Below are 20,600 nucleotides of genomic sequence, written 5' to 3'. Positions count from 1 at the left end.
ATCTAAATATTTATCTTCTTTTGGCTTCAATGAATCTTTTCCTTTAATTACTGCTTTTCTAGTTGGATCAAACGGAATTAATCCTTCTTCTACGGCATCTTTCAACGATGCTCTAATATGATTATTAAACTTAATAACGGTGGATTTTACATGGTCTTTCGCATACTTGTTTAAAAAGCGTTGATATCCAACTCTATCTAAATCAGAAATCAATACCGCTGGCATATATTTCTTTATGTTCATTAACGTATCTTCGTATTTTCTATAAGTGATAGGAGATACTGTTCCTTCTTTATAAAGTTGCATCCAATCCTCAAAGTAATCTGATAATAATAGATTTTTGCGATCCCCTTTAAGGCCTTTGTTCAAGTTATATTCTAATTCGTTGGCGGCATCTTTTGCTTCGCCTTTTGTCTTAAATCCTGATTTTCTTATCTTCGTGTATTTTCCGTCATCTTTTTTGTATGAAATTTCGTATTGCCAACTATTTCCACGTTTGACTAATCTTGCCATAATTGAATCAGCTCTCTTTCTCTGATACAATAGGAACTATAAAGAAGCCTATCGTATAGGTTTGTTTTTTCATAGAACACGCTTGCTTTGGACGGTGGGCGTGTTTTTATTATTTTTTACTTACTTTACTATTAATCATATCCCATTGAGCATAGGATTTTTCTATGTTCGATCCTCTTGAACTAATTTCTCCTGTAAAAGTTACTTTATCGCCCTTTGTAAAGGTATCCGCATTGTTTAAGTCCTTCGCAAAAATTACATATGAAACTTTAGGTGTTGCAGAAATATCATTCCAACTTTTATCATCGTACTCTTTGTCTGCTATAATGGCTATTCTAGTAGTCATTGATTCGATAACAGTTCCTTCAAAAGTATATGTTTTACCACTAATATATTTAGTAAAAGCTGTATTTTGCTCAGTAGCTGGAGTAATAGAATAATAACTATCTAAGAAAGCACCCCAGTCATGATTATTTGTCTCTAAAAATTCTTCAAATTGAGTTAGGCTTTTATTGCTGCTGTTAGATGTAGTAGTTTGAGTCTCAGATGATGAGCTTTCCTGTTTGTTATTGTCATTTGCCCCATTTGATGAGGAAAGCGAGAAACCTACGGTAGTAAAAATAATCCCGATAATAAGGAGAATCATAGGTGCTTTCTTATTTGTTTTTTTGATAAATCTTACAATTAACATGATTAAACCTATAATAAATAAAACAATACCAGTAAAACCAAATATACCGTCCATTAATAGATCCTCTTTCTCTTTTGATATTGAATATTATAAACCAAGCAATTCTTTTTTCTTAAAATCGAATTCTTCTTGATTAATAATCCCTTCATCTAACAACTCTTTATACTTTTTAATTTCATCTGCACTTGAAATTTGTGTTTCTTTGGAATTATTATCTAATATAGATTGTTGCTTCTCTATATATTTTTTTAAATTTTCCATTTCAGTCCAATATTTTTTTGTAAACATAACGGTGTTTTCATCTTTCGTGGCCGCTAATATACCTCCGCGACTTTCGTTTCCGCCTAGCAAGGTAAATTGTATATAACCATTACTCATACCTGGTTTTTTTAATTGTACGGCTGATATATTTTTAAAGGGGATAGTTTTTTCTCCTTTAATACCTTGATTAACTAAATTTATAATCCTTTTCTAATATGAAATGAATCATCAGTTACTTTAATCAAGGTTTTTCCTGGAGATTTTATTAAAATCTCTTTTTCCATTTTTTCTTCCTCATTTCTGTGATATGATTTTTTTGTAGAAGCTCATATTGAGGAAAGAGTCCGTGTTGCAGCACGGGCTTTTTTATATAAGAAAACGATAAGCGCTTTCTGGTAGTCCGTAAAGATTCTTTAATTCCTCAATTCGTTTAGGATATTGATCATTGTCTTCTTTGTATAGAGAAACAATGAGATTAGCAGCAAAGCAATTAGCTTCGCTTTCTGATTTGCTTCTGATGTTCTTGTTGATACGTAATAGCTAGATAAGCCCGATGGAAAAATAGCATGACCTAATTCGTGAGCGCAAATGTAGAATCTTTCCTCAGAGTCTCGCAGTTCATCATTTAAGAAAATTATTGCACGATCTCTAATTTCTTGAAACTGCCCTTTGGGATTTCGATAAAGGAACGTATTGAATTTTAATGCCCATCTTTTCACAAATATAAAAAGGATTAGCGGACTGGTATTCCGCCTTCAACTCCTCGACTAAATTAATCGTATCCATCTCCATAAGCTCACATCTTTTTGCCTTTTTCTTTGTCTTCTTTCACAATATCCCAGAAAGTTGCTATAAGGATATCTTTTACCCGTTGGACCTGTTCAGGCGTCAGTGTTTCTCCCGCCATAAGACATATTGACATTTGAATCTAGTAATTTATCAAGTTCAACTACTTCATCTTTTGTTGCCCAGTCAGGAACTTGGTTTCTACCGAGTAATAATCAGTAGTTACATTAAATAATCTGCTACAGTTGTAGTCTTTTAGTACTAGGAGTTCTATTTTCCATTGATAATCGTGTTTTAGGTATATTTAATTCTTCTTCCAGTTGAGTTTATACTTATGCCTCTTTTGTGAGCTAATTCCTTTATTCTATCTAGTAAATTCATTTTCGCACCTCACAGCTACGAAAACTAATAAAAAATTAGTTAAAGGTGTTGACAACTAATAAAAGTATTAGTATACTGTTTTCGTAAGCTAAATATTAGCTAAAAAGACTTGATAACTAATAAACCACTTCACGGTCGCAACTCGAAATGTAATTACTAGGCATTTCTGTGTCTATTTAGCTATGTCTATATACTAATAAAAATATTAGTTATTGTCAACGAATATTAGCTAATTTTTTAGCTTACAGATTATTTTTTAGAAAGGACTATTTTTATGTCTGAGAATTTAGACTTAAAAATTCGAGCGGAGATGAGAAAAAGAAGAATGACTTTCAAAGAACTAGCTGCGCTTGTTGTATTTCAGGAGCTTATTTATCAGATATTAAACGGCAATCGTGATGGAAAAAAGCCTAAAGAACACATAGAAACTGTAAAAAATATTAGTATTCAATAGGAGGAACAGCTAATGCAATATCTAGAAGCAAAAATCCCAATTCCAGAAGGCTATGTAATTATCTCCAAGGATTATGAGGAGTTAAAAAAAGCTGATGATACTGGTAGATGGATGACGTTGCCAGAAGTGCTAGAACGGATTAACAGAAATATGATTGGTTTACTTCTAGGTTTTAAAGAACCCAAGATATAGAAATATTATCGATATCGAAAAAATAAAAATGGATTTGTCTATTATCCAGTTGAAGAAGAGACACATATCTATTTTTAAGAAGTAAAACACTTGAATTTTAGAAACAAATTTTTCGGAAATCTTAAGGAGGTAAGCGGATGGGTAAATTCAACAGAGCATTAGTATTCAGCGCGCCACTAATTATCTACGCTTTAGGACTTTGGGGAAGCAGACAAGCATTAATCGGCACAATCGTATATATGGTCTGGATTTTTATGGGGCTTGATGAAGCTGAGTACAAACAAAAAAGCCAGTCGGGAGGGACTGACTAATACAGTATCACAAGAATATTAAGTGGAGGAGCAGAAAATATGACTACAGAAGAACGGATTGCGACGGCGTTAGAAAACATTGCAAATAGCCTTAGTGCTTTGCTCGAAGACACTAAAGCTAATCGTGAGTTACGGATAAAAAATCAACAAACATTTTAGAGTTAGAAGGTAAAATTGACAATCTGACTAAAATCCTTTTGGTTAAAAGAAGGGAATTAAACCTTTTATTTTACTAGCATAATCCAGTATTGAATCTACCCTATCTTTGAAACGAGATTCCATTATAGCGATTGCTTCAGTTGTAATAAATATTCTAAAAAACGTTCCACTTGCAAGATTCCTGATATTAATCCATGTTTTTTTAATTCGTAACATGTCGATAGTACATCTTCGACTGGCCATTCAGACATGAGATCATGATGCAAATTATCTACAGATCCGAAGTGAGAAGCATCTTTTTTCAAAGAACCAGCCTTTCTTTTCTCAACGTAAGCTTTATACATTGAAGCTAACAAATATTTTGCGTCGTTTGTAAGCAAATCTAAAATTTCCAAATATTGTCACCACCTTTTTATATTTCGACAGACCACTTGCCGATAAAAAAATTATATCAAAAAGGAGAGAAGAAATAATGCAAGAATTAGTAATTTTGAAAAATAAAGAAGCTGTGACTACGAGTTTGCAAGTCGCAGATAGTTTTGAAAAAGAACACAAAATGTTTTGAGAGATATTGAAAAGTTAAAAGAAGATGTGCTCAATTTTGAGCAGATGTTTGTGGAAGGTAATGAACCAGATTCATACGGCAGAAATCGACGAGTTTTCTTCATTAGTAGAGATGGTTTTTTCTTGTTGGCTATGGTTTTACAGGAAAGAAAGCTATTTACTTCAAACAAAAATACATTGAAGCATTCAACGAAATGGAAGATGTTATTCGCAAGAATACTGTTCCTCAAACAATTGAAGATATGATGATCTACCAACTAGAAGAAATGAAAGATGTTAAAAAAGATGTCTCCATGCTTAAAGATACTATGCGAATTAGCGGACAACAAGAGTTTGAAATTAAGCAAAAAGAAATATGAAAGTTATGGAAGTTTTAGGAGGTAAAGAAAGCCGAGCTTATGAAGAAATCAGTAAAAAAGTATTCTCAAAATTTTGGTCTGAATTTAAACGTACCTTTTCAATCCCAAGATATGGCGAGTTACCTCGTAAGAGATTCGATGATGCTGTTTCATTTATTGAAATGTGGTTACCAGAAACTGCGATCCGCATGGAAATCGATCAACTGAACAGACAACAAAGACTTTTCGGTGATGAAAATGAATAGAGCTGAAGCGCTAAGAATAGGGACGGTAATTGCTAATCGCTGGTGGAGACACAATAAACCAAGCATCCTAAGCCAACAACATATTAATAAGCAAAAAGCTTGGCAACAAATAAAAAAGTGACTCAGCCGGCAAGCATAGAGTCACAAAACAAAATATATCTAAGGAGAATTTTAGCATATGAATAAAGAACTTTCCACTTTAGATCAATATTTGACTGATTCTGAATGGGGCAAGTCGAATATCAAGGAAACAAATAATCGAAAATCAGACGAAATCTTTTGACGAACGAAGAACTAGCATGTGATCAAGATGATTTGGGGAATTTGTGAGTATTTGGGATCATGTCTATCTTATTCATCTATCGAAGCGGTCCAGAAAACCTGAATACATCTATGTCATCGAAGATGGCTTGATTGATGCACTAGAAGAGTACGACAGAGATAACTTGATTGATATCTCTTATTACGGATCAGGTAAGAAATACATTGCTGAAATGGAGGCAGAATTTGATGAGTGAAAGCAAAGGGACAACGAACTTTGAAAAACTTTTTAGTCGTAAGTTAAATAAAATTCTCAAGAAAAAAGGAAATTTTGATTATTTATCTTGGGCTCACGCGTGGGAGATTATGAAAAAGAATGATCCACAGGCAACGGTAACTATTAATGAGTATAAACACTACAGGGTTGTTTCTGGAACTCATCAAGACTTTCTTGTTGAGGAATACAAACCTTTTCTTATGGACGAAACAGGACTTATGTATCTGTCTCAGTAACGGTTAAAGGACACACGGAAACCGAGTTATTTCCTGTTTTAGATTATCGAAACCAACCAGTTGTTAAACCAAATGCTATGCAAATCAATAACTCATTGAAGCGATGCTTTGTGAAAGCATTGGCTCTACACGGACTGGGATTATATGTATTTCAAGGGGAAGATATTCCAACACCACCTAGAATCGATACAAAGAAATTAAACATGCTAGAGACGATTCTAGAAGCTTTCAATGAGCAGATGGGTAAAGATATGACCAAAACCTTAATCGAATATGTTAATGAGCAGACAGATAAATTAGGGCTCTTAGCTGATAACGTTGAAACTATTGAACAGTTAAGCTATGAGCAATGTGCCTTGATGGAGCGAGCAATAGCAGCTAAGAGAAAAGAATTAGATAAGAAGTGATATGAGTGTTTAAACCATTAATCGATTCATATTCAGCGGTTCTGAAAAGTTCAAAGGAAAAGACATAGGTGCAACGATCAATGAAGAAGTGAACATTGATCGACTAAAGACGATGTATGACGGCTACGATGGCGATCGAGTCATTGAAATTCGCTTTATTGATCCACGCCGGTTCACAGTACAGCAACGAAACTTCATCTATGCGCTCATAGGCGATATTTTCATCGATACAGGCATGCCAACGGACTTCTGGAAGGAATTCTTCTACTTCCGTTTCGAAGGTGTCACAGGGCGCAAAATAAGCCTCAAAGACGAATCGAATACAACCGTGAGTGATGCTAACGTCTTAGCAAATATCATCCTAGATTTTATCTTTGAACATCATATTCCTTTCAAAGAAGGCTATGAGATTTTACCAGCGAATCAAGAGTATTACTTCTACAAATGCATTACAAAAAGAGTCTGCTGCATCTGTGGCAAAACAGGAGCTGATATTGATCACTTTGACAAAGCTTTAGGAAGACGAAAGCGCAAAGAAGTTGATCATTCAGAGTACACATTTGCAGCACTCTGCAGAATCCATCACACAGAGAAACACAAAATAGGTGTGACCAATTTCAAAAATAAGTATCAAATCAAAGGAATCAAGTTAAGTCATGAAACGATTAAAAAGTTAAGGATAGGAGGATAAATTTGGCTGAGATAAGTTGGATCAAACTTAAAACTACTATGTTTGACGATGAAAAAATACGATTAATTCAAGCTGTTCCTGAGTCGGATGCCATCATCGTTATATGGATTCGATTACTAGTTTTAGCAGGAAAGACTAACGACGATGGTCTAATATACATCCAGAGGAACATGCCTTATACCGAAGAAATGCTTGCTACATTGTTTGGCAAAAACGTAAATACGGTTCGCTTAGCACTAACCACATTGGCAAATTTCAACATGATTGATCTAGGCAGTGATGGACTAATTGCCATCAGTAATTGGGAAAAACATCAAAATATCGAGGGATGGATAAAGTAAGGCTAAAAAATGCTGAAAGAAACCGTAAATACAGAGAAAGGAAGAGACAGGAACGTCTCAAATTGGAAAATGACGTTAGCGTGACGTCACGTGACGGTACAGATAAAGATATAGAAGAAGATAAAGATATAGATAAAGAAGAAAAGAAAGGTAAGTATTCTAACGAACACTTACGCCTTGCTAAAAAGTTGCAAAGTAATTTAACTGAAGATTTTCCAAAAGAAATGAATAAAGTAGATATCGAAAAATGGGCAGACACAATCAGGTTGATGGAAGAAAGAGATAAAGCATCTATAGAAGCGATTGAGTATGTGATCAATTGGCTACCTACAAATGAATTTTGGTTTGGAAATATTAGAAGTGCTAAGAAATTGAGAGAAAAATTTGAGAAGCTCAAATTCGAAATCAAAGCAGACAAGAATAATCATAAAAAGCAAAGTCAAAAACTACAGTACAGCAATCCTAGTGAATATGACGACTTGCCAATTTAAAAAGGAGATGCATCACATGGAAAGCCTAGCAAATGCTATGGAGAAACTAATAAGAAGAGTATTAGTGCAAAGCGGAAAATGTCCAGAATGTAGCGAACCTTTGTATAGTTGGCGAGCTAAAAATAAGGATGGTTCAGAACGCTGTAAACCAACATGCATGAGTTGTGGTTATAAAGCGTTACGTGTGAAAGAGGATATACAGACCGAACGGATATATAACGACAGCTTAAAAGCACGAGCATTGAGTTTTTTTCAAAATGGTTCGGTATTAACAGATAAAACTTTGTTTAAATGCAAAATGGAGAATTATCACGTAGTGGATCAAGAAACGAAAATTGCTTTAGAAAGAGCTAAAAGCTATGTAAATGATGTCCTACTGAATCATCCTGCACATTTCATTCTATCAGGGAAATCAGGAAGCGGAAAAAGCCACTTGTCAATGGCGATAGCTTGGGAAATACTTGAGCGCTCAAATTATGACAAGAAAATACTTTTTATAAGCTATCAAGAGTTATTAGAGCAAATAAAGTTTTCTTATAACAATGCTGAACTGAGAAAAGAAATTGAAGGATCGCTTATAGCCGATATTAAAACAACTGATTTGGTGGTTTTTGACGATATTGGAGCTGAATTAGGTAGCGGGGTATCAAATAGTAGGCAGTTTACAAACAACACGTTAAACACGCTCTTAGAAGCCAGACAGAACAAGGCAACGATCATCACAACAAACTTATCTGGTCCCGAACTAAGAGAAGCCTACGGTGAAAGAATTGTTTCTAGGATATTTAAGAATTCAGAAGGTTATGCGCTGAAATTCCAACAAACAGCAGACAAGCGCATAAAACCAGTGAAAGGTAGTATCGCATGAATAAATACCGTAATAAAAAAACTGTTCATCGAAGTATCAAGTTTGATTCTATCGCAGAAGCAGAGTATTACGATCTAGCCTTGTGGCAAGCTGAAGCGAACGGCTGGAAAGTAAAACTTCAGGAAAGATTTGAGCTGATGCCGAAATTTGAACTAGACGGAAAGAAGTATCGCAAGATCGAGTATATTCCCGACTTCACATTTTATAAAAACGGCAAACTAGTCAAAGTCGTAGATGTCAAAGGAATGCAGACAAAAGACTTTAAGATCAAGGCAAAGCTGTTTTGTCATCAATATCAAGTGCCGTTGATATTAGCTAAAAAATATCGGAATACGTTCAAGGAAGAGCGTTTTTAACGAGGTGGTCCATCATGACAACAGAAGAAGTGATTCAAATGCGTATTCGAAGCCTTCAGCGTGAGATTGATGATCTGGAGCGGACAAAGGCAGTGATGGTCAATGAAACGGCGAGGAAGGCAATCGATTTGCACATAGAGAACTTAAGAAGGGAAATTCGTAGATTGGAGGAATGAGCGTGGATAAGAAAGCAGCAATGAAACGAATCATCGAACTGACGCATTCTGAGAATTGGCAAGAAGACAAAGAAATAGTTGCAGAAGTCCAAAAGTTCGGTAAATCAATGTGGACTGAAAAGCCTAAACGGAAAACGCCGAGAAGAATTGCAATCTGGCATGGTGATCGAATTCTAGTAACAGGTACTGCTGAACAGTTATCTGAAATTACTGGTCTGAGCAAAAACATTATTTGGGATAGAGCTAGGAGCTTATGGATTGATTCAAAAGGACGACAATTTAGGTATGTGGAGGAGAAATAATGGATCTCATTACACAATACAGTGACATCATCCTCAAGAAAATCATGATGAAGATTCAGAAAGATAAAAAATCAAAAGAACGAGCTGAATTAGTTAAGTTAGAAATGGCTGAAACAGGAGCAGGAGTGCGAAGTAGCAGGCATTGGAAAGCAGCAGCAAACATTGAATTTTATTACAACGAAATTCAAAAAGGATTCGATCAGATGCGTGAGCTAGATCGGCAAACAAATTGGAGCAAGAAACTTCATCAAGATCGTTTCAAATTTGTAGAAAAGTATAAAGAGATATTAGAAGAGTATTTGAGGAGGACAGCAAATGATACCGAAGTTTAGAGCGTGGTACACACCATTTAAAGATAAAACAATTGGACAAGAAATGAAATATGGGCAAGCAGGAAGGTTGATCACTCATGCTGAAATGGCTCCAGATAAATATGTGCTTATGCAATCCACAGGACTGAAAGACAAGAACGGTGTGGGGATATTTGAAGGGGATGTAGTATCAGTCAGCGTGCGAAATGGCTTCGATTACTTAGATAATAAAGTTTGTATTGTCAAAAATTCAATAGATTATTCCGGATTAGTTTGTGCCACTGTTGATGAAGACTTAGAGTATCAAATTTTTAACACAGAGCTGTTTGAAGAATACACGTATGAAGTCATCGGAAATATATACGAGAATAGCGAGTTATTGGAGGAACAGAGATGAATAAACAGAAACTGATTGATAAATATACTGCGAAGATTTAAAACAACTAGACGAACCGCAAAAGCCAGTGGTGCCTAAGTTTGTGGCGGAGTGGTTTGAAGAGAATAAAGATGATTTAGAATTTCTTATTTGGGAATTGTGTGTAGATTCTTATGGTTCTGCTGAGCAAGGGATGTTGAATTGGATTCAACAATCCGAAAACAATCCAATCGAAACCCTCATCCGCATGAAAGACGGCTACGAGGTCGAGAAAGAGCCGTTATGGGCAATAAAGAATGCCGATGGCAACTATCTTACTAAATGTGCTTTATGGGGAAAAGATGGAGTAAATTATAGTTTTGAATGCAATCCACCTTATCGATTGCTTTTCACTGATAAAGCAACAGCGGATGCTGCAGCATTGTTGGTGAATGGAACAGTGGAAGAGGAGAAAGAGAAATGAATAAACAAGAAAAGTCGGTTCTTAAAGAAGTGGAACAAGAGATTTCTCGTATGAAAGAGAGGTTTAAAACGGGGTGTGAATGCTAAATGTTCAAAATAGCATTTTATCTGTTCGATTACAAAGATGGTTCGTTTAAGAAAGTTTATTTCCATCACTGGAATGATAGCAAGCCAGTTTTTACAAAAAACAAGAGGAGAGCTCAGGAGTATTTTGATGAAAGATCAGCAAATAAAGATATAGTGCAGTTAAAAAAAGCAGAATCACCATCTGCGAAAACATTGTCAATTCGATTGGAGGAAAAAGAATGAAACTAAAAGACGGATTTTACGCTAGCAGTCACGGTATCGGCGGTTTAATGCTAGATATGCCGACAAAGAATCCTAAAACACGTAAGAAAACAAAAGTAAAAGTTGGTGACATGGTTCGCTGTGAAGCAGAGGAGTTCGTTTATCCCTTCCGAGGATACGTTAAAAAGATACTGTCAAACTCAGCAATCATTCGCATTGAAAACACGATGGAATGTGACAAGCGGTTAGCGAAAAGCAAAGAGAATTTAGCTGTAGCGAGATTAGTTGACATGGAAGTAATCAAGAGCAAATAAAAAAAGCCGGATCGCTCCGACTAACATAATAAAACAGACAAGTTTATTATATCACATAAAGGAGCGGTTTGACTTGATGCAATTGTTACGAGAGGTAGATTTCAAACAGACAAGATGTAATGCGAGAGATGTGCTGAAGAACTTTCGGCGTTTGGAACGGATGGCAGGTCGCTCTTTGATAGATATTAAGTCGCCGATTATTACGGATATGCCGAAGGCACCGAAGCACGGCAATAAGGCAGAGGACGCGATCATTCAGATGATGGATATAGAAGCGGAAAGAGATGCGATTCTAGCGGCTTTGATGGCGCTTAGTCTGATTAGCCGTCAGATACTCTACTACAGCTTCTGTGTGCCAGACAGCTTCTCAAACTACAGAATTAGCCGTGAAGTGGGTTATTCAGAAAGAAGTATACAACGGATGAAGTCGGAAGCTCTAATAGAGTTTGCAGAAGCGTATAAACATGGAAGAATAATTGCTTATAAATAATTTGGCGGTTTTTTGGCGGAATGATGGCGGTTTTTAGCTATTTACCAGTGATATTATGGTAGTGTCGAAAGATTAGTGATAGGTCTGAGACAAAATAATAATAAAAGGAACATCGTTTTATTATTGTTTCACAATTAAGCTTCGATAGACAGCAGCGGAAATATTAAGAATAAGGATGTGAATTTTAACTCCTTCTAAATTGTTCTTATTATCTATCATCCGTTGCTGTCTATTGTTATTATGTCACTGTGGCGGAAAGGTGTATCGCTCATCTAAAATTTAGGTGCAAACTGCAATGTTCGATTCATTGCCAGTGACTTAAGGAACCTACGGAAACAATTCATCTTATCGGATGCCGATGAATTGGCTGACTAGTCGGGATGCCGCTAGCAGTTAATAGGCATAAAATACTAGCGCAGACGTGTGCCACTCTCAGGTGTAGGTTAGGAGAGAAACATTAGTTGGGGTTATTAGGAATACGATAACCTGCTTGCGACAAAGCTTTGTACTGTCGCGTTGGTCATGAACAGAGACGGTATTCTGTTTCAGTATTCGTTAGCAACCGAGGGTTGGAAATGGGCGCTCAAAGTACACGAGCAAGGCGAGGTCGATAGTAATCGATGGAATCGGTGTAGGTTGCTATTACATAGTTGGTTAGATTGAGATTTGGGATTCGGTACAAATGAATCGTCAAATGTCTCAAGCACAGGATCGGAAACGTCCCTGCCTGTGCATTACATATTAGATCACTCTTTGAGTGGTCTTTTTATTTTGCGTAAAGGAGGTAACAACAATGTATAGACCACAATACTTAGAACAGAAGTATGAAGTAATCACTGTGCAAAATGGTAACGGTGAGATAGTACGAAAGTATAGAAGACCAATAAAGAGCGATACATATAAACGAAAGGAAAGCAATGAAGTTATTCCATTGTATGGCAAAAGAATAGCTAAGCATTAAATAAGATTACGAAAGGAGACGGAACATGACCGAGGAATTCTATAGATGGCTATTACAGTTGATAAGAGAAGATCGTATGGTTAAGTTCTATCAGTCTCCTAAATGGCGTAGGCTTAGAGAGAAAGCGATGAAACGAGATCACTATGAATGCCAAGAGTGTAGAAGACTAGGTAAGTATCATAGAGTAGAGAACGTTCATCATATAAAGGAAGTCAAGGATAGACCTGACTTAGCTTTAGATTTAGATAATCTTATTTGTTTATGTGTTGAACATCATAATGAAGTTCATGGCAGATATCTTACAGTGTTAGATAAACAAGAGAAGAAGATAGAAAGCTTTGCTAACTTCGATGCAAGTGAAAGGTGGTAAGTGCATGATCATCAATGACAATGGCAGAGAGTATGATACAGAAAAGATTGAAGAGTATTCATCTTATACACAAGGATTAATTAAACGTTTGATATACGTTCGCTATGTAGGTATTAGGGATCTGTTATCAGATAACTGTTGCAGTAAATACAAAGTGAATCAAGTAAGAGAAGCGTTGAATAAAGATAATAACGTTGAAAGAATAAAAATATTTTTGGATATAGCATTGAAGAGATTAATTATTACATTGACTTCGCTGAAGCTTTCATTCCGATGGTGAGATAACCCCCCCTTAAAATAAATCGCAAATTTTTTGGGGGTGATGAAACGGAGGGGGCTATCAGGAAAAGAGATTTTTTCGAACTTTATCATGAAAGGAGGGCTAAAATGTTTAAAAACGAATTGTCTCAAAATCGGTACAGAGAAAAATTGCGCCGCTCTTTAATAAGCCAATTGGAAAGCCAGAAAACAAATATTGAGCCATTTTTAGATAATGTTGATCGTTATATCAGTTTATGGGAAACGGCGATATCACTGGAAGAAGATATATCCGAGAACGGCATCAGATTGGAGAATGGTAAAAAGAATGAATCAGTAGCGTTGCTTGTTTCTGTCAACAAACAAATGGGATTGATGTTGGATAAACTTGCCATTACTCCTGAATTGGTAGGTGAAGCAAATGAATCAATTCCTGAGTTATAAGCATATTGAAAATTGGTTCAAAGCTATAGAAGAAGGCACTGTCAAGGTATGCAAAGAACAATTATTGTTAAAGAAGTATCTAGAAGAAAGAGTCTTTACTAGAGAAGATATTTACTTCGATAAGCAGATGGTAGAGGATTCAATCAATATACCATCACAATACTTTCCATTCGAATTAATTCCGTGGGAAAAATTTCTACAATGTTTTATTTATGGCGTTCGATGGAAAAAAGATAAAACGCTAGTGTTCAATAGGTATTTAACTCTGATGGGTCGAGGAAATGGCAAAACGGGTTATGCATCATGGAACAACTTCTTTTTACTAACCGCGAAACACGGTATTAAAAATTATAATATTGACATTTTTGCGAATAATGAAGATCAAGCCAAGACTAGCTTTGAAGACGTCTATCAAGTGATTAAAGCTCATCCTGATTTAGATAAAAAAGTATTCAAAGCAACCAAGGAAGTCATTAAAAATATTGCTACAAATAGCAAACTTCGTTATAACACGGCGAACGCTAGAACAAAAGATGGTAAACGGCCAGGAGCAAACCGCTTTGATGAAATTCACGAAAATGAAGATTATTCAATGATGAATGTAGCTACTTCTGGTGGTGGTAAAATTCGAGATTATAGAGAATTTTATGATACAACTAATGGTCATGTTCGAGGTGGACCACTTGATGACATTATAGAAGAATCAAAAATGATTCTTTCTGGAGAACTTGGAATTGATAAGGATGGAGCAGAATTTTCTAGTTTGTTTCCATTTATTTGTCGCTTAGATAATGATAATGAAGTTGATGATCCTGACATGTGGGAAAAAGCTTGTCCAACTATTAATTACAATGCAGATTTAAAACGGAAAATGTTTCAAGAATACTCTCAAATGCAACGTAATGCTGGTTTAAGACTTACGTTCATGACAAAACGAATGAACAGACCTATGGAAGATACACGATTTGCTGTTGCTTCATATGATGATGTTCTGCATACGAAAGAAAAAGAATTTCCTGAAAAAATGGATGAAGTGATAGGAACAGTCGATTTTGCTGATAGACGAGATTTTGCCAGCGTTGGGTTGCTAGGAAAATATGATAAAGATGTTTATTTTACACAACATACTTTTATCCACGAATCAGCCCTTCGATTACAAAACATCAAACGAGAGGTTATAGATATTTCTATAGATCAAGGAAAATCACAGATCGTTCATGGAAAAAATATAGAAGCTGATTATATTGTAGGTTGGTTTCTTGAAATGAGTAATAAATATTATATTAAAAAAATCGCTATGGATATGTACCGTGCAAAAATATTGAAGCCCGCTTTAGAAGAAGCAGGTTTTACTGTGGAAATTGTTCGAAGCGGATCTGTTACACATGGTATGTTAAAAGATCTGGTTGATGACCTTTTTATTAATCAACGTTTATTTTTTGGTGACGATGCGATTATGCGTTGGTATTGCATGAATGTATATGAAGAGCATATTTCTAATGGAAATATACGCTATGAAAAAATAGAACCTGAAACTAGAAAAACGGATGGCTTTTTTTCATTCCTTCATGGTTTGAATTTTTTAGATGATATTTATGATTCTGCTCCTGTAACAGTCACAAATAGCTCAGTAGAAAATACAGGAACTGGATTTACTCCTCTAGTATTCTAACTTGAAAGGAGGTGAGAAAGTGGGGATTTTTCAAAAGGCGGTAGGATACTTCACAAAAAAAGCAACAGTTCCTTTAGAAGAATATTTTTGTAAATTGCAAGTTGATTTTGTGTATCGAAAATTTGCAATTGAAACTTGTATCGATTTGATTGCAAATGCGATGAGTAAAGCAGAATTCAAGTCATATGAAGATGGAAAAAATAAAAAGAATGATCTGTACTATAGGCTGAATGTAGCTCCTAATAAGAAAAATAATGCAACAGAATTTAGAAAAAAACTGATCAGGAGATTAATATTCTACAATGAAGTATTGATCGTTTCTCCGTCTAATAATTCTAGCGAAATATTTATTGCGGATAGTTGGGATGTCACAGAATATGCATTGAAAGATGATGTGTTTTCTCAAGTGCAAATTAACAACATAGTCCTTGATAGAGAATTTCTAGAAAGTGATGTTATCTATATAAAATACGCAGATCAACAAATTAGGCAACTAGTCGATGCGTATTATCAAGCGTATGGGAAACTCATTTCTAGTGCTATGAATGTTTACAAGCGTTCTAACGCTCGCAGATACGTGCTGAAAGGGAATTTATTCCGATCGCAAGACAATACAACACAAGATCAAATCAATAAAATGATGACATCACAATTTAAGGCTTTTATGGAAGCTGATAATGCAGGTGCGGTATTTCAATTACAAAATGAGTACACATTAGAAGATTTCAGCGGAAACTTTCAAAGCAATTCAAGAGATATAAAAAACTTAATAGACGACATCTTTGAGATGACAGCAGCAGCGTTTCACGTTCCGAAAAACCTACTAAAGGGAGACATGAGTGGGTTATCGGATCAAGTGGACGCTTTTTTAATGTTCGAAATCATTCCAATTGCTGAACTTATTCAGGATGCGTTTAACGCTAGTCTCTATGAAGCAGAAGAATACTTGTCAGGGAATTTTGTACGTGTGGATACAACTATGATCAAGATTACTAGCTTCAAAGATTTGGTTGACGCTATTGATGTAGGCATTAGAAATGGGGTATTTACAATCAACGAAGGAAGAGAACGCGTTGGAAATGATCGCTCTGATAAGGCGATGGCAGATGAAATATTTATAACTAAAAACAACCAACAAGTATCGAAAGGAGGTGAGGCGAATGACGACAATGAAAACATTTCTAGCAGTAAAGAATGAAGGCACAGTACCGCAAATTTTTATTCAGGGATTTATTGGTTCTAGTTGGTTCTTTGAAGGGAATACTGACAAGGGAATCAAAAATATTTTGGATAGTCTAGGTGATCAAGAAGAAATTGAAGTAGTAATTAATTCAAACGGTGGAGACGTATTTCAAGGGATTGCTATTGGGAACTTACTTAAGTCAAATAAAGCAAAAATCAACGTTGTGATTAACGGATTAGCCGCTAGTGCTGCTTCAATTATCGCAATGGCTGGCAATACTGTAAAAATTTACAACAATGCGCAATTGATGATTCACCGCGCTTCCACATATGGAGAAGGTAATGTTGATGACTTCCGCACGATTGCTGACCAACTGGAATCAATTGATAAATCGGTAAAGGCTTCATATAAAACACGATTCAATGGCACAGATGAAGCATTGCAAGAACTTCTTGAAAAAGAATCGTTTATGGATGCAGAAACAGCTTTGAGTTATGGATTGGTCGATGAAATTATCGATGCAGAAAATAGCTTAGGTATTGAAGCTAAAAAAGAACAAAGCGTTGAAGAAATTTTGAATGACGTTGAAGAAAAAAGAGCAGAAAAAATTGCTGCATTTACAGCAGCATTAAATAAAACATTTGGACAAGGAGATGCAAAATAATGACAGTTAAAAATTTAAAAGGTGTAACAGCTGCAAGCGACCAATTGATGAAAGCTTTTAAAGATGGTAACGAAGAATCTTTTAGCGCAGCTATGGTAAGCTTATCTAAGGAAATTCAGGATAAAATTTTAGAAGAAGCAACAGCAAAAAATCAAGATCAATTAGTATTAATGAACCGTGGTCAGCGTGTACTAACTACACAAGAAACAAAATTCTATAACGAAGTAGTGAATAACGAAGGTTTTGCAGGAGTTGAAGAATTAGTACCAGCTACTGTATTTGAACGCGTATTTGAAGATCTAGAACAATCTCATCCACTATTGCAAAAAATTACTTTTGTTAACACAACTGGTGTAACAGAATGGATTGTGTCACGTGGAGTCAATCCAGCATGGTGGGGTAAACTGTGCGAAGCTGTTAAAAAAGTTTTAGATAATGGCTTTGACGTAATTAACATGAAGCAGTTCAAGCTATCAGGTTATATTCCTGTATGTAAGGCAATGCTTGACTTAGGTCCAGTATGGTTAGATCGTTATGTCCGTACTGTTTTAGTAGAATCATTGAGAATTGCATTAGAACAAGCAATCGTTGATGGTACTGGTAAAGATATGCCAGTCGGAATGATGCGTGACATGAGCAAACAAACTAGCGGAGAATATGCTGAAAAAACAGCAGAACCTATTACAGCTTTAGATGCTGCAACTATGGGCGGTTTGATGGCGCGACTATCAAAATTCAATATCGAAGGCGTAGATGATCCGATTTATCGTAATGTAAATCCTTCTGATGTGGTCCTAATTGTGAATCCAACAGATTACTGGTCTAAAGTATTCCCAGCTAAAACCGTACTAACTGCTAATGGAGAATATGTACAAGTATTGCCAGTACCAGTTTCAGACTTGCAGTCAACAGCTGTGCCAGAAGGAAAAGCAGTTATTGGGGTAGCTTCAGATTACTTCATGGGTGTAGGATCTACGCTAAAAATTGAAGCTTCAGATGAATACCATTTTGTTGAAGACGAACGCATTTATCTAGCTAAACAATATGCAAATGGACAACCTAAACGTAACGATAGTTTCATTGTGTTAGATATTAGCGCTTTGGGAACTACTACTACAACTACAAAACCAACAACCACAACAACTACAACACAAGCATAGGTGATCAGAATGAAGTATATTCTTTGTCAGCCGGCAATCAATCGGTTTAAATGGGAGCTTGAAGTTTGTTTAACTAATCTGAAGAAACTAGGAATCAAAGATATCGTATTGCTTTTCAGCAGACACGATGATCAGATTCCTATTTTTTTTGAGAAGGAATATGGCGTTGAAGTTCATGTGTACGATGATCTGCGGGACGACAAAGAGTATATTCCTTCGATTAAACCATATTTATGGTGGAAATATTTAGAAGAAGATCATTCGCGTGAGGACGACCGATATTTCTATATCGATTCGGATGTCATTTTCAATAAAAGAATTAATTTGCGCAAATTGCCTTCTAAAGATGATGTTTGGTATTGTAGCGACTGCTGTAGTTATCTAAGTCTTGATTATATTAGAAGCTGTGAAAACGGAGAAAATATTCTAAAAGATATGGCAAACATTGTAAATGTTACAGTAGAATCTTTGGAAACTATAAACACTAATTCAGGAGGCGCACAGTGGGTTATTAACCGTCCTAAAGCGAATTATTGGAAAAAGGTTTATCTAGATTCTAATCGGCTATATCGCTACCTTAAAGGGCAAAAAACAAATATACAAATCTGGACAGCCGAGATGTGGGCACAGCTTTGGAACATGATGTATTTCAATATCGGTCCTAAAGTTCACGAGGAATTAGACTTTTGTTTTGCTACTGACCCAATAGAAAAAGTTAAAGAAGTAAAAATCTTGCATAATGCTGGAGTAACAACAAATGATGAAGATTTATTTTTCAAAGGGAGATACGTTACTTCCACGCCTTTTGATGAAGATTTATCATTTGTAAACAAGAAAAAATGCTCTTACGCATATGTTAAAGCAATTAAGGCGGTGGTTAGATGACGCCTGAACAAGTGACTGAAGAATTGCTAATAGCTGTGAAGGATAATATTTACGTTACCTGGAACGAAGAAGATGAGTCAATTAAAAAGATGATAGCTAAAAATGCCGTTTATCTTCAAAGTAAAGTGAGTACAACTCTTTCTTTTTCGTCTGATAGCTTAGAATACGGATTGCTAATCGAAAGATGTAGATACGACTGGAATCGTGCTTTAGGTGAGTTTGAACAAAATTTCGCTAGCGAGTTATTAGGTTTCATTCAACATTATGCGCTACAAGAATATATTGCAGGTGATGGGAATGGCGAATAATCGTAGACTCGAAGAAACGTTCAACGATGGTTGGTTAAAGATTTTAACGCAAACCACCAAAAGAAATGAACTAGGAAAAAAGATTGGTTTAGAAGATACAGAAATCACTTCTTTAAAATTTAGAAATCTTTCCATGAGAGATAGTGATATAACAGCTATGGATGCGATGGGATCGAAATTAACTAAGAAAGTAAAGACTCCATTTCATCCAATCGCCAAGAAATTTAATAAAGATCAATATTTTATCGTAATCGATAGTATGCGTTACAACGTTATCTATGCCGATTACGATAATTTTTATATCTATTTTTATCTTGAAAGTGTGGGTGAATATGGTGATTGATAATTCTAAAGAAAAAGAACGTTTAAATAAGCAAATTTCTGCTATCAAAACTTCCTTAGAAGAACATTTTAAGCTCAAACTCTTTCAAGACTCTGTTGGCGAGGATGAGCTACCTGATGATTTTAATTACTTCATTCTCGAAACAGGAGAAATAGAAATGATCACTGAACCAAAATATAGCGTGGGTCAAAATCTATATCTAACTTTCTATTCAGAAAATAGAGAAGATTTAACAGGAGATTCACTAGATATTATTTCATTGATTCAAAATCGTTCGATTCATTTTCAGAGAATGGATCCCAACCATTTAAAACTAGAAAATCAAGATCGCTATATCGATCAATTGGTATTTACGTTTAGACGATTATTGAAGAGTGATTGTCATGGCTAAAAATAGTTGGGAGCTAAAAATAAATGGACATGATGAACTTCTTGTGCGGATGGAACGCTATTCAAGCGAGAGCGAACGACTGATTAACGAAGCATTGAAATCAAAAGGTTCAAATATTGCAGTGGATAGGATTACGGAAAAAATTCCTGTTTCTGAAGCAGATTTAAGAAGAGGGCACCAACACGCAAAAAATAGTCGTCCACTTAAGACTCTGTATATTAATTTGGGTTTCATCATTAGACCTACAAGAAAATTTGAGTATTTAAAATATCCTGATTTGGGGATAGGTACTTCTAAAAGAAATCAGCCAGACGAATTTATGAGAAGAGGATTAGGTCTTGCACTTGATCCAATTACAGAACTTCTGATTCGTCAATTCGATAAATTAAATAAATAGG

At 35.5% G+C, this 20,600-nt stretch carries 26 protein-coding genes and 11 pseudogenes; 31 read left to right on the top strand and 6 right to left on the bottom strand.

Annotated features, from left to right (window positions below):
• From FTX43_RS00605 to FTX43_RS15060, 5 genes and pseudogenes are all read right to left on the bottom strand, one after another.
• Nucleotides 1–513 (bottom strand): Arm DNA-binding domain-containing protein (locus FTX43_RS00605; RefSeq protein WP_187159999.1); only part of this gene is annotated, 513 nt, incomplete at its 3' end.
• 109 nt (nucleotides 514–622) lie between these two features.
• Nucleotides 623–1,258 carry a DUF3221 domain-containing protein gene (locus FTX43_RS00600; RefSeq protein ID WP_147606629.1) on the bottom strand — a complete coding sequence of 212 codons (636 nt, stop codon included), beginning with the start codon at nucleotides 1,256–1,258 and terminating at the stop codon, nucleotides 623–625.
• Between the two features lie 33 nt (nucleotides 1,259–1,291).
• Nucleotides 1,292–1,749: pseudogene (locus FTX43_RS00595) on the bottom strand (DUF4429 domain-containing protein).
• 82 nt (nucleotides 1,750–1,831) lie between these two features.
• Nucleotides 1,832–2,257: pseudogene (locus FTX43_RS00590) on the bottom strand (ImmA/IrrE family metallo-endopeptidase).
• Nucleotides 2,258–2,261: 4 nt separating this feature from the next.
• Nucleotides 2,262–2,483 (bottom strand): annotated as a pseudogene (locus FTX43_RS15060) (transcriptional regulator); the annotation flags it as partial.
• A gap of 423 nt (nucleotides 2,484–2,906) precedes the next feature.
• On the opposite strand from FTX43_RS15060, the gene FTX43_RS00580 reads away from it, so the two are divergent.
• The 3 genes and pseudogenes from FTX43_RS00580 (at nucleotide 2,907) to FTX43_RS14810 (ending at nucleotide 3,589) form a co-directional block, all read left to right on the top strand.
• Nucleotides 2,907–3,086, top strand: a complete 180-nt coding sequence (locus FTX43_RS00580) for a transcriptional regulator (protein WP_147606627.1) — start codon at nucleotides 2,907–2,909, stop codon at nucleotides 3,084–3,086.
• 12 nt (nucleotides 3,087–3,098) lie between these two features.
• Nucleotides 3,099–3,411: pseudogene (locus tag FTX43_RS00575) on the top strand (DUF771 domain-containing protein).
• Between the two features lie 4 nt (nucleotides 3,412–3,415).
• On the top strand, nucleotides 3,416–3,589 hold the full coding sequence (locus tag FTX43_RS14810; RefSeq protein WP_187159998.1) for a hypothetical protein: 174 nt from the start codon (nucleotides 3,416–3,418) through the stop codon (nucleotides 3,587–3,589).
• A gap of 281 nt (nucleotides 3,590–3,870) precedes the next feature.
• Here FTX43_RS14810 and FTX43_RS00570 read toward each other — a convergent pair whose 3' ends face one another.
• On the bottom strand, nucleotides 3,871–4,143 hold the full coding sequence (locus FTX43_RS00570; protein ID WP_261801517.1) for a hypothetical protein: 273 nt from the start codon (nucleotides 4,141–4,143) through the stop codon (nucleotides 3,871–3,873).
• Nucleotides 4,144–4,220: 77 nt separating this feature from the next.
• Here FTX43_RS00570 and FTX43_RS00565 point away from each other — a divergent pair.
• From FTX43_RS00565 to FTX43_RS00435, 28 genes and pseudogenes are all read left to right on the top strand, one after another.
• Nucleotides 4,221–4,916 (top strand): annotated as a pseudogene (locus tag FTX43_RS00565) (ORF6C domain-containing protein).
• Nucleotides 4,917–5,094: 178 nt separating this feature from the next.
• Nucleotides 5,095–5,434 (top strand): annotated as a pseudogene (locus FTX43_RS00560) (hypothetical protein).
• Nucleotides 5,427–6,097 (top strand): annotated as a pseudogene (locus tag FTX43_RS00555) (DUF1071 domain-containing protein). The pseudogenes FTX43_RS00560 and FTX43_RS00555 overlap by 8 nt, the downstream one beginning before the upstream one ends.
• A gap of 5 nt (nucleotides 6,098–6,102) precedes the next feature.
• Nucleotides 6,103–6,788, top strand: a pseudogene (locus FTX43_RS00550) (putative HNHc nuclease).
• Nucleotides 6,789–6,790: 2 nt separating this feature from the next.
• A pseudogene (locus tag FTX43_RS00545) lies at nucleotides 6,791–7,620 on the top strand (phage replisome organizer N-terminal domain-containing protein).
• 16 nt (nucleotides 7,621–7,636) lie between these two features.
• Nucleotides 7,637–8,488, top strand: a complete 852-nt coding sequence (locus tag FTX43_RS00540) for an ATP-binding protein (protein WP_104836944.1) — start codon at nucleotides 7,637–7,639, stop codon at nucleotides 8,486–8,488.
• A complete protein-coding gene (locus tag FTX43_RS00535; protein WP_147606626.1) occupies nucleotides 8,485–8,844 on the top strand; it encodes a DUF1064 domain-containing protein in 360 nt (119 codons plus the stop codon). Before FTX43_RS00540 ends, FTX43_RS00535 begins: the two co-directional genes overlap by 4 nt.
• A 14-nt stretch (nucleotides 8,845–8,858) precedes the next feature.
• Nucleotides 8,859–9,020, top strand: coding sequence for a hypothetical protein (locus tag FTX43_RS00530; protein WP_002319167.1), 162 nt, complete (start codon nucleotides 8,859–8,861; stop codon nucleotides 9,018–9,020).
• 2 nt (nucleotides 9,021–9,022) lie between these two features.
• A complete protein-coding gene (locus FTX43_RS00525) occupies nucleotides 9,023–9,322 on the top strand; it encodes a hypothetical protein (protein WP_187159997.1) in 300 nt (99 codons plus the stop codon).
• Nucleotides 9,322–9,654, top strand: coding sequence for a DUF1140 family protein (locus FTX43_RS00520; protein WP_002321589.1), 333 nt, complete (start codon nucleotides 9,322–9,324; stop codon nucleotides 9,652–9,654). Before FTX43_RS00525 ends, FTX43_RS00520 begins: the two co-directional genes overlap by 1 nt.
• Nucleotides 9,655–9,697: 43 nt before the next feature.
• Nucleotides 9,698–10,030 carry a YopX family protein gene (locus FTX43_RS00515; RefSeq protein WP_396015211.1) on the top strand — a complete coding sequence of 111 codons (333 nt, stop codon included), beginning with the start codon at nucleotides 9,698–9,700 and terminating at the stop codon, nucleotides 10,028–10,030.
• 37 nt (nucleotides 10,031–10,067) lie between these two features.
• Nucleotides 10,068–10,472 (top strand): annotated as a pseudogene (locus tag FTX43_RS15385) (DUF1642 domain-containing protein); the annotation flags it as partial.
• A gap of 86 nt (nucleotides 10,473–10,558) precedes the next feature.
• The gene (locus tag FTX43_RS00505) at nucleotides 10,559–10,780 is read left to right on the top strand and encodes a hypothetical protein (protein WP_002323694.1); all 222 of its coding nucleotides are present in this window, start codon (nucleotides 10,559–10,561) and stop codon (nucleotides 10,778–10,780) included.
• Nucleotides 10,777–11,073: a hypothetical protein gene (locus FTX43_RS00500; RefSeq protein WP_104832643.1), complete on the top strand. Its 297-nt coding sequence runs from the start codon at nucleotides 10,777–10,779 to the stop codon at nucleotides 11,071–11,073. The genes FTX43_RS00505 and FTX43_RS00500 overlap by 4 nt, the downstream gene beginning before the upstream one ends.
• 76 nt (nucleotides 11,074–11,149) lie before the next feature.
• Nucleotides 11,150–11,563 carry an ArpU family phage packaging/lysis transcriptional regulator gene (locus tag FTX43_RS00495; protein ID WP_002304479.1) on the top strand — a complete coding sequence of 138 codons (414 nt, stop codon included), beginning with the start codon at nucleotides 11,150–11,152 and terminating at the stop codon, nucleotides 11,561–11,563.
• A 793-nt stretch (nucleotides 11,564–12,356) separates the two neighbouring features.
• Nucleotides 12,357–12,524 (top strand): hypothetical protein, encoded by a 168-nt coding sequence (locus tag FTX43_RS14805; protein WP_002340810.1) that lies wholly within the window; start codon nucleotides 12,357–12,359, stop codon nucleotides 12,522–12,524.
• A gap of 25 nt (nucleotides 12,525–12,549) precedes the next feature.
• On the top strand, nucleotides 12,550–12,894 hold the full coding sequence (locus tag FTX43_RS00490) for an HNH endonuclease (RefSeq protein ID WP_002343377.1): 345 nt from the start codon (nucleotides 12,550–12,552) through the stop codon (nucleotides 12,892–12,894).
• 4 nt (nucleotides 12,895–12,898) lie between these two features.
• Nucleotides 12,899–13,179, top strand: a pseudogene (locus tag FTX43_RS00485) (hypothetical protein).
• 102 nt (nucleotides 13,180–13,281) lie between these two features.
• Nucleotides 13,282–13,596, top strand: coding sequence for a P27 family phage terminase small subunit (locus FTX43_RS00480; protein WP_002286538.1), 315 nt, complete (start codon nucleotides 13,282–13,284; stop codon nucleotides 13,594–13,596).
• The gene (locus FTX43_RS00475) at nucleotides 13,574–15,268 is read left to right on the top strand and encodes a terminase TerL endonuclease subunit (protein ID WP_147606620.1); all 1,695 of its coding nucleotides are present in this window, start codon (nucleotides 13,574–13,576) and stop codon (nucleotides 15,266–15,268) included. Before FTX43_RS00480 ends, FTX43_RS00475 begins: the two co-directional genes overlap by 23 nt.
• Before the next feature lie 19 nt (nucleotides 15,269–15,287).
• Nucleotides 15,288–16,466 (top strand): phage portal protein, encoded by a 1,179-nt coding sequence (locus FTX43_RS00470; protein ID WP_002342088.1) that lies wholly within the window; start codon nucleotides 15,288–15,290, stop codon nucleotides 16,464–16,466.
• Nucleotides 16,429–17,115 carry a head maturation protease, ClpP-related gene (locus FTX43_RS00465; RefSeq protein WP_147606618.1) on the top strand — a complete coding sequence of 229 codons (687 nt, stop codon included), beginning with the start codon at nucleotides 16,429–16,431 and terminating at the stop codon, nucleotides 17,113–17,115. Before FTX43_RS00470 ends, FTX43_RS00465 begins: the two co-directional genes overlap by 38 nt.
• Complete coding sequence (locus FTX43_RS00460) at nucleotides 17,115–18,275, top strand: phage major capsid protein (protein WP_002318250.1); 1,161 nt, start codon at nucleotides 17,115–17,117, stop codon at nucleotides 18,273–18,275. The genes FTX43_RS00465 and FTX43_RS00460 overlap by 1 nt, the downstream gene beginning before the upstream one ends.
• Before the next feature lie 9 nt (nucleotides 18,276–18,284).
• Complete coding sequence (locus tag FTX43_RS00455; RefSeq protein ID WP_147606616.1) at nucleotides 18,285–19,160, top strand: hypothetical protein; 876 nt, start codon at nucleotides 18,285–18,287, stop codon at nucleotides 19,158–19,160.
• Nucleotides 19,157–19,468: a hypothetical protein gene (locus FTX43_RS00450; RefSeq protein ID WP_104880755.1), complete on the top strand. Its 312-nt coding sequence runs from the start codon at nucleotides 19,157–19,159 to the stop codon at nucleotides 19,466–19,468. The genes FTX43_RS00455 and FTX43_RS00450 overlap by 4 nt, the downstream gene beginning before the upstream one ends.
• A complete protein-coding gene (locus FTX43_RS00445; protein WP_147606614.1) occupies nucleotides 19,458–19,811 on the top strand; it encodes a head-tail adaptor protein in 354 nt (117 codons plus the stop codon). The genes FTX43_RS00450 and FTX43_RS00445 overlap by 11 nt, the downstream gene beginning before the upstream one ends.
• Entirely contained in the window at nucleotides 19,801–20,202 is a 402-nt protein-coding gene (locus tag FTX43_RS00440) for a hypothetical protein (protein WP_147606612.1), read from the top strand. The genes FTX43_RS00445 and FTX43_RS00440 overlap by 11 nt, the downstream gene beginning before the upstream one ends.
• Nucleotides 20,195–20,599, top strand: a complete 405-nt coding sequence (locus tag FTX43_RS00435; RefSeq protein ID WP_147606610.1) for a hypothetical protein — start codon at nucleotides 20,195–20,197, stop codon at nucleotides 20,597–20,599. Before FTX43_RS00440 ends, FTX43_RS00435 begins: the two co-directional genes overlap by 8 nt.
• Nucleotide 20,600: the final 1 nt, after the last annotated feature.

This window comes from Enterococcus sp. DA9, from assembly GCF_008000875.1.
In the GTDB taxonomy this organism is placed as follows: domain Bacteria; phylum Bacillota; class Bacilli; order Lactobacillales; family Enterococcaceae; genus Enterococcus_B; species Enterococcus_B lactis.
The sequence above is the reverse complement of the archived record's forward strand: the minus strand, read 5'-3'. Positions and strand labels throughout refer to the sequence as shown.

Bases quoted from the DNA above. Each gene is read 5' to 3' on its own strand.
- FTX43_RS00520 (WP_002321589.1), top strand. From the start codon at position 9,322: ATGGATCTCATTACACAATACAGTGACATCATCCTCAAGAAAATCATG.
- FTX43_RS00495 (WP_002304479.1), top strand. From the start codon at position 11,150: ATGCAATTGTTACGAGAGGTAGATTTCAAACAGACAAGATGTAATGCG.
- FTX43_RS00600 (WP_147606629.1), bottom strand. From the start codon at position 1,258: ATGGACGGTATATTTGGTTTTACTGGTATTGTTTTATTTATTATAGGT.
- FTX43_RS00535 (WP_147606626.1), top strand. From the start codon at position 8,485: ATGAATAAATACCGTAATAAAAAAACTGTTCATCGAAGTATCAAGTTT.
- FTX43_RS14805 (WP_002340810.1), top strand. From the start codon at position 12,357: ATGTATAGACCACAATACTTAGAACAGAAGTATGAAGTAATCACTGTG.
- FTX43_RS00480 (WP_002286538.1), top strand. From the start codon at position 13,282: ATGTTTAAAAACGAATTGTCTCAAAATCGGTACAGAGAAAAATTGCGC.
- FTX43_RS00490 (WP_002343377.1), top strand. From the start codon at position 12,550: ATGACCGAGGAATTCTATAGATGGCTATTACAGTTGATAAGAGAAGAT.
- FTX43_RS14810 (WP_187159998.1), top strand. From the start codon at position 3,416: ATGGGTAAATTCAACAGAGCATTAGTATTCAGCGCGCCACTAATTATC.
- FTX43_RS00445 (WP_147606614.1), top strand. From the start codon at position 19,458: ATGGCGAATAATCGTAGACTCGAAGAAACGTTCAACGATGGTTGGTTA.
- FTX43_RS00500 (WP_104832643.1), top strand. From the start codon at position 10,777: ATGAAACTAAAAGACGGATTTTACGCTAGCAGTCACGGTATCGGCGGT.
- FTX43_RS00515 (WP_396015211.1), top strand. From the start codon at position 9,698: ATGAAATATGGGCAAGCAGGAAGGTTGATCACTCATGCTGAAATGGCT.
- FTX43_RS00465 (WP_147606618.1), top strand. From the start codon at position 16,429: ATGACGACAATGAAAACATTTCTAGCAGTAAAGAATGAAGGCACAGTA.
- FTX43_RS00530 (WP_002319167.1), top strand. From the start codon at position 8,859: ATGACAACAGAAGAAGTGATTCAAATGCGTATTCGAAGCCTTCAGCGT.
- FTX43_RS00540 (WP_104836944.1), top strand. From the start codon at position 7,637: ATGGAAAGCCTAGCAAATGCTATGGAGAAACTAATAAGAAGAGTATTA.
- FTX43_RS00435 (WP_147606610.1), top strand. From the start codon at position 20,195: ATGGCTAAAAATAGTTGGGAGCTAAAAATAAATGGACATGATGAACTT.
- FTX43_RS00440 (WP_147606612.1), top strand. From the start codon at position 19,801: ATGGTGATTGATAATTCTAAAGAAAAAGAACGTTTAAATAAGCAAATT.
- FTX43_RS00455 (WP_147606616.1), top strand. From the start codon at position 18,285: ATGAAGTATATTCTTTGTCAGCCGGCAATCAATCGGTTTAAATGGGAG.
- FTX43_RS00505 (WP_002323694.1), top strand. From the start codon at position 10,559: ATGTTCAAAATAGCATTTTATCTGTTCGATTACAAAGATGGTTCGTTT.
- FTX43_RS00460 (WP_002318250.1), top strand. From the start codon at position 17,115: ATGACAGTTAAAAATTTAAAAGGTGTAACAGCTGCAAGCGACCAATTG.
- FTX43_RS00580 (WP_147606627.1), top strand. From the start codon at position 2,907: ATGTCTGAGAATTTAGACTTAAAAATTCGAGCGGAGATGAGAAAAAGA.
- FTX43_RS00475 (WP_147606620.1), top strand. From the start codon at position 13,574: ATGAATCAATTCCTGAGTTATAAGCATATTGAAAATTGGTTCAAAGCT.
- FTX43_RS00450 (WP_104880755.1), top strand. From the start codon at position 19,157: ATGACGCCTGAACAAGTGACTGAAGAATTGCTAATAGCTGTGAAGGAT.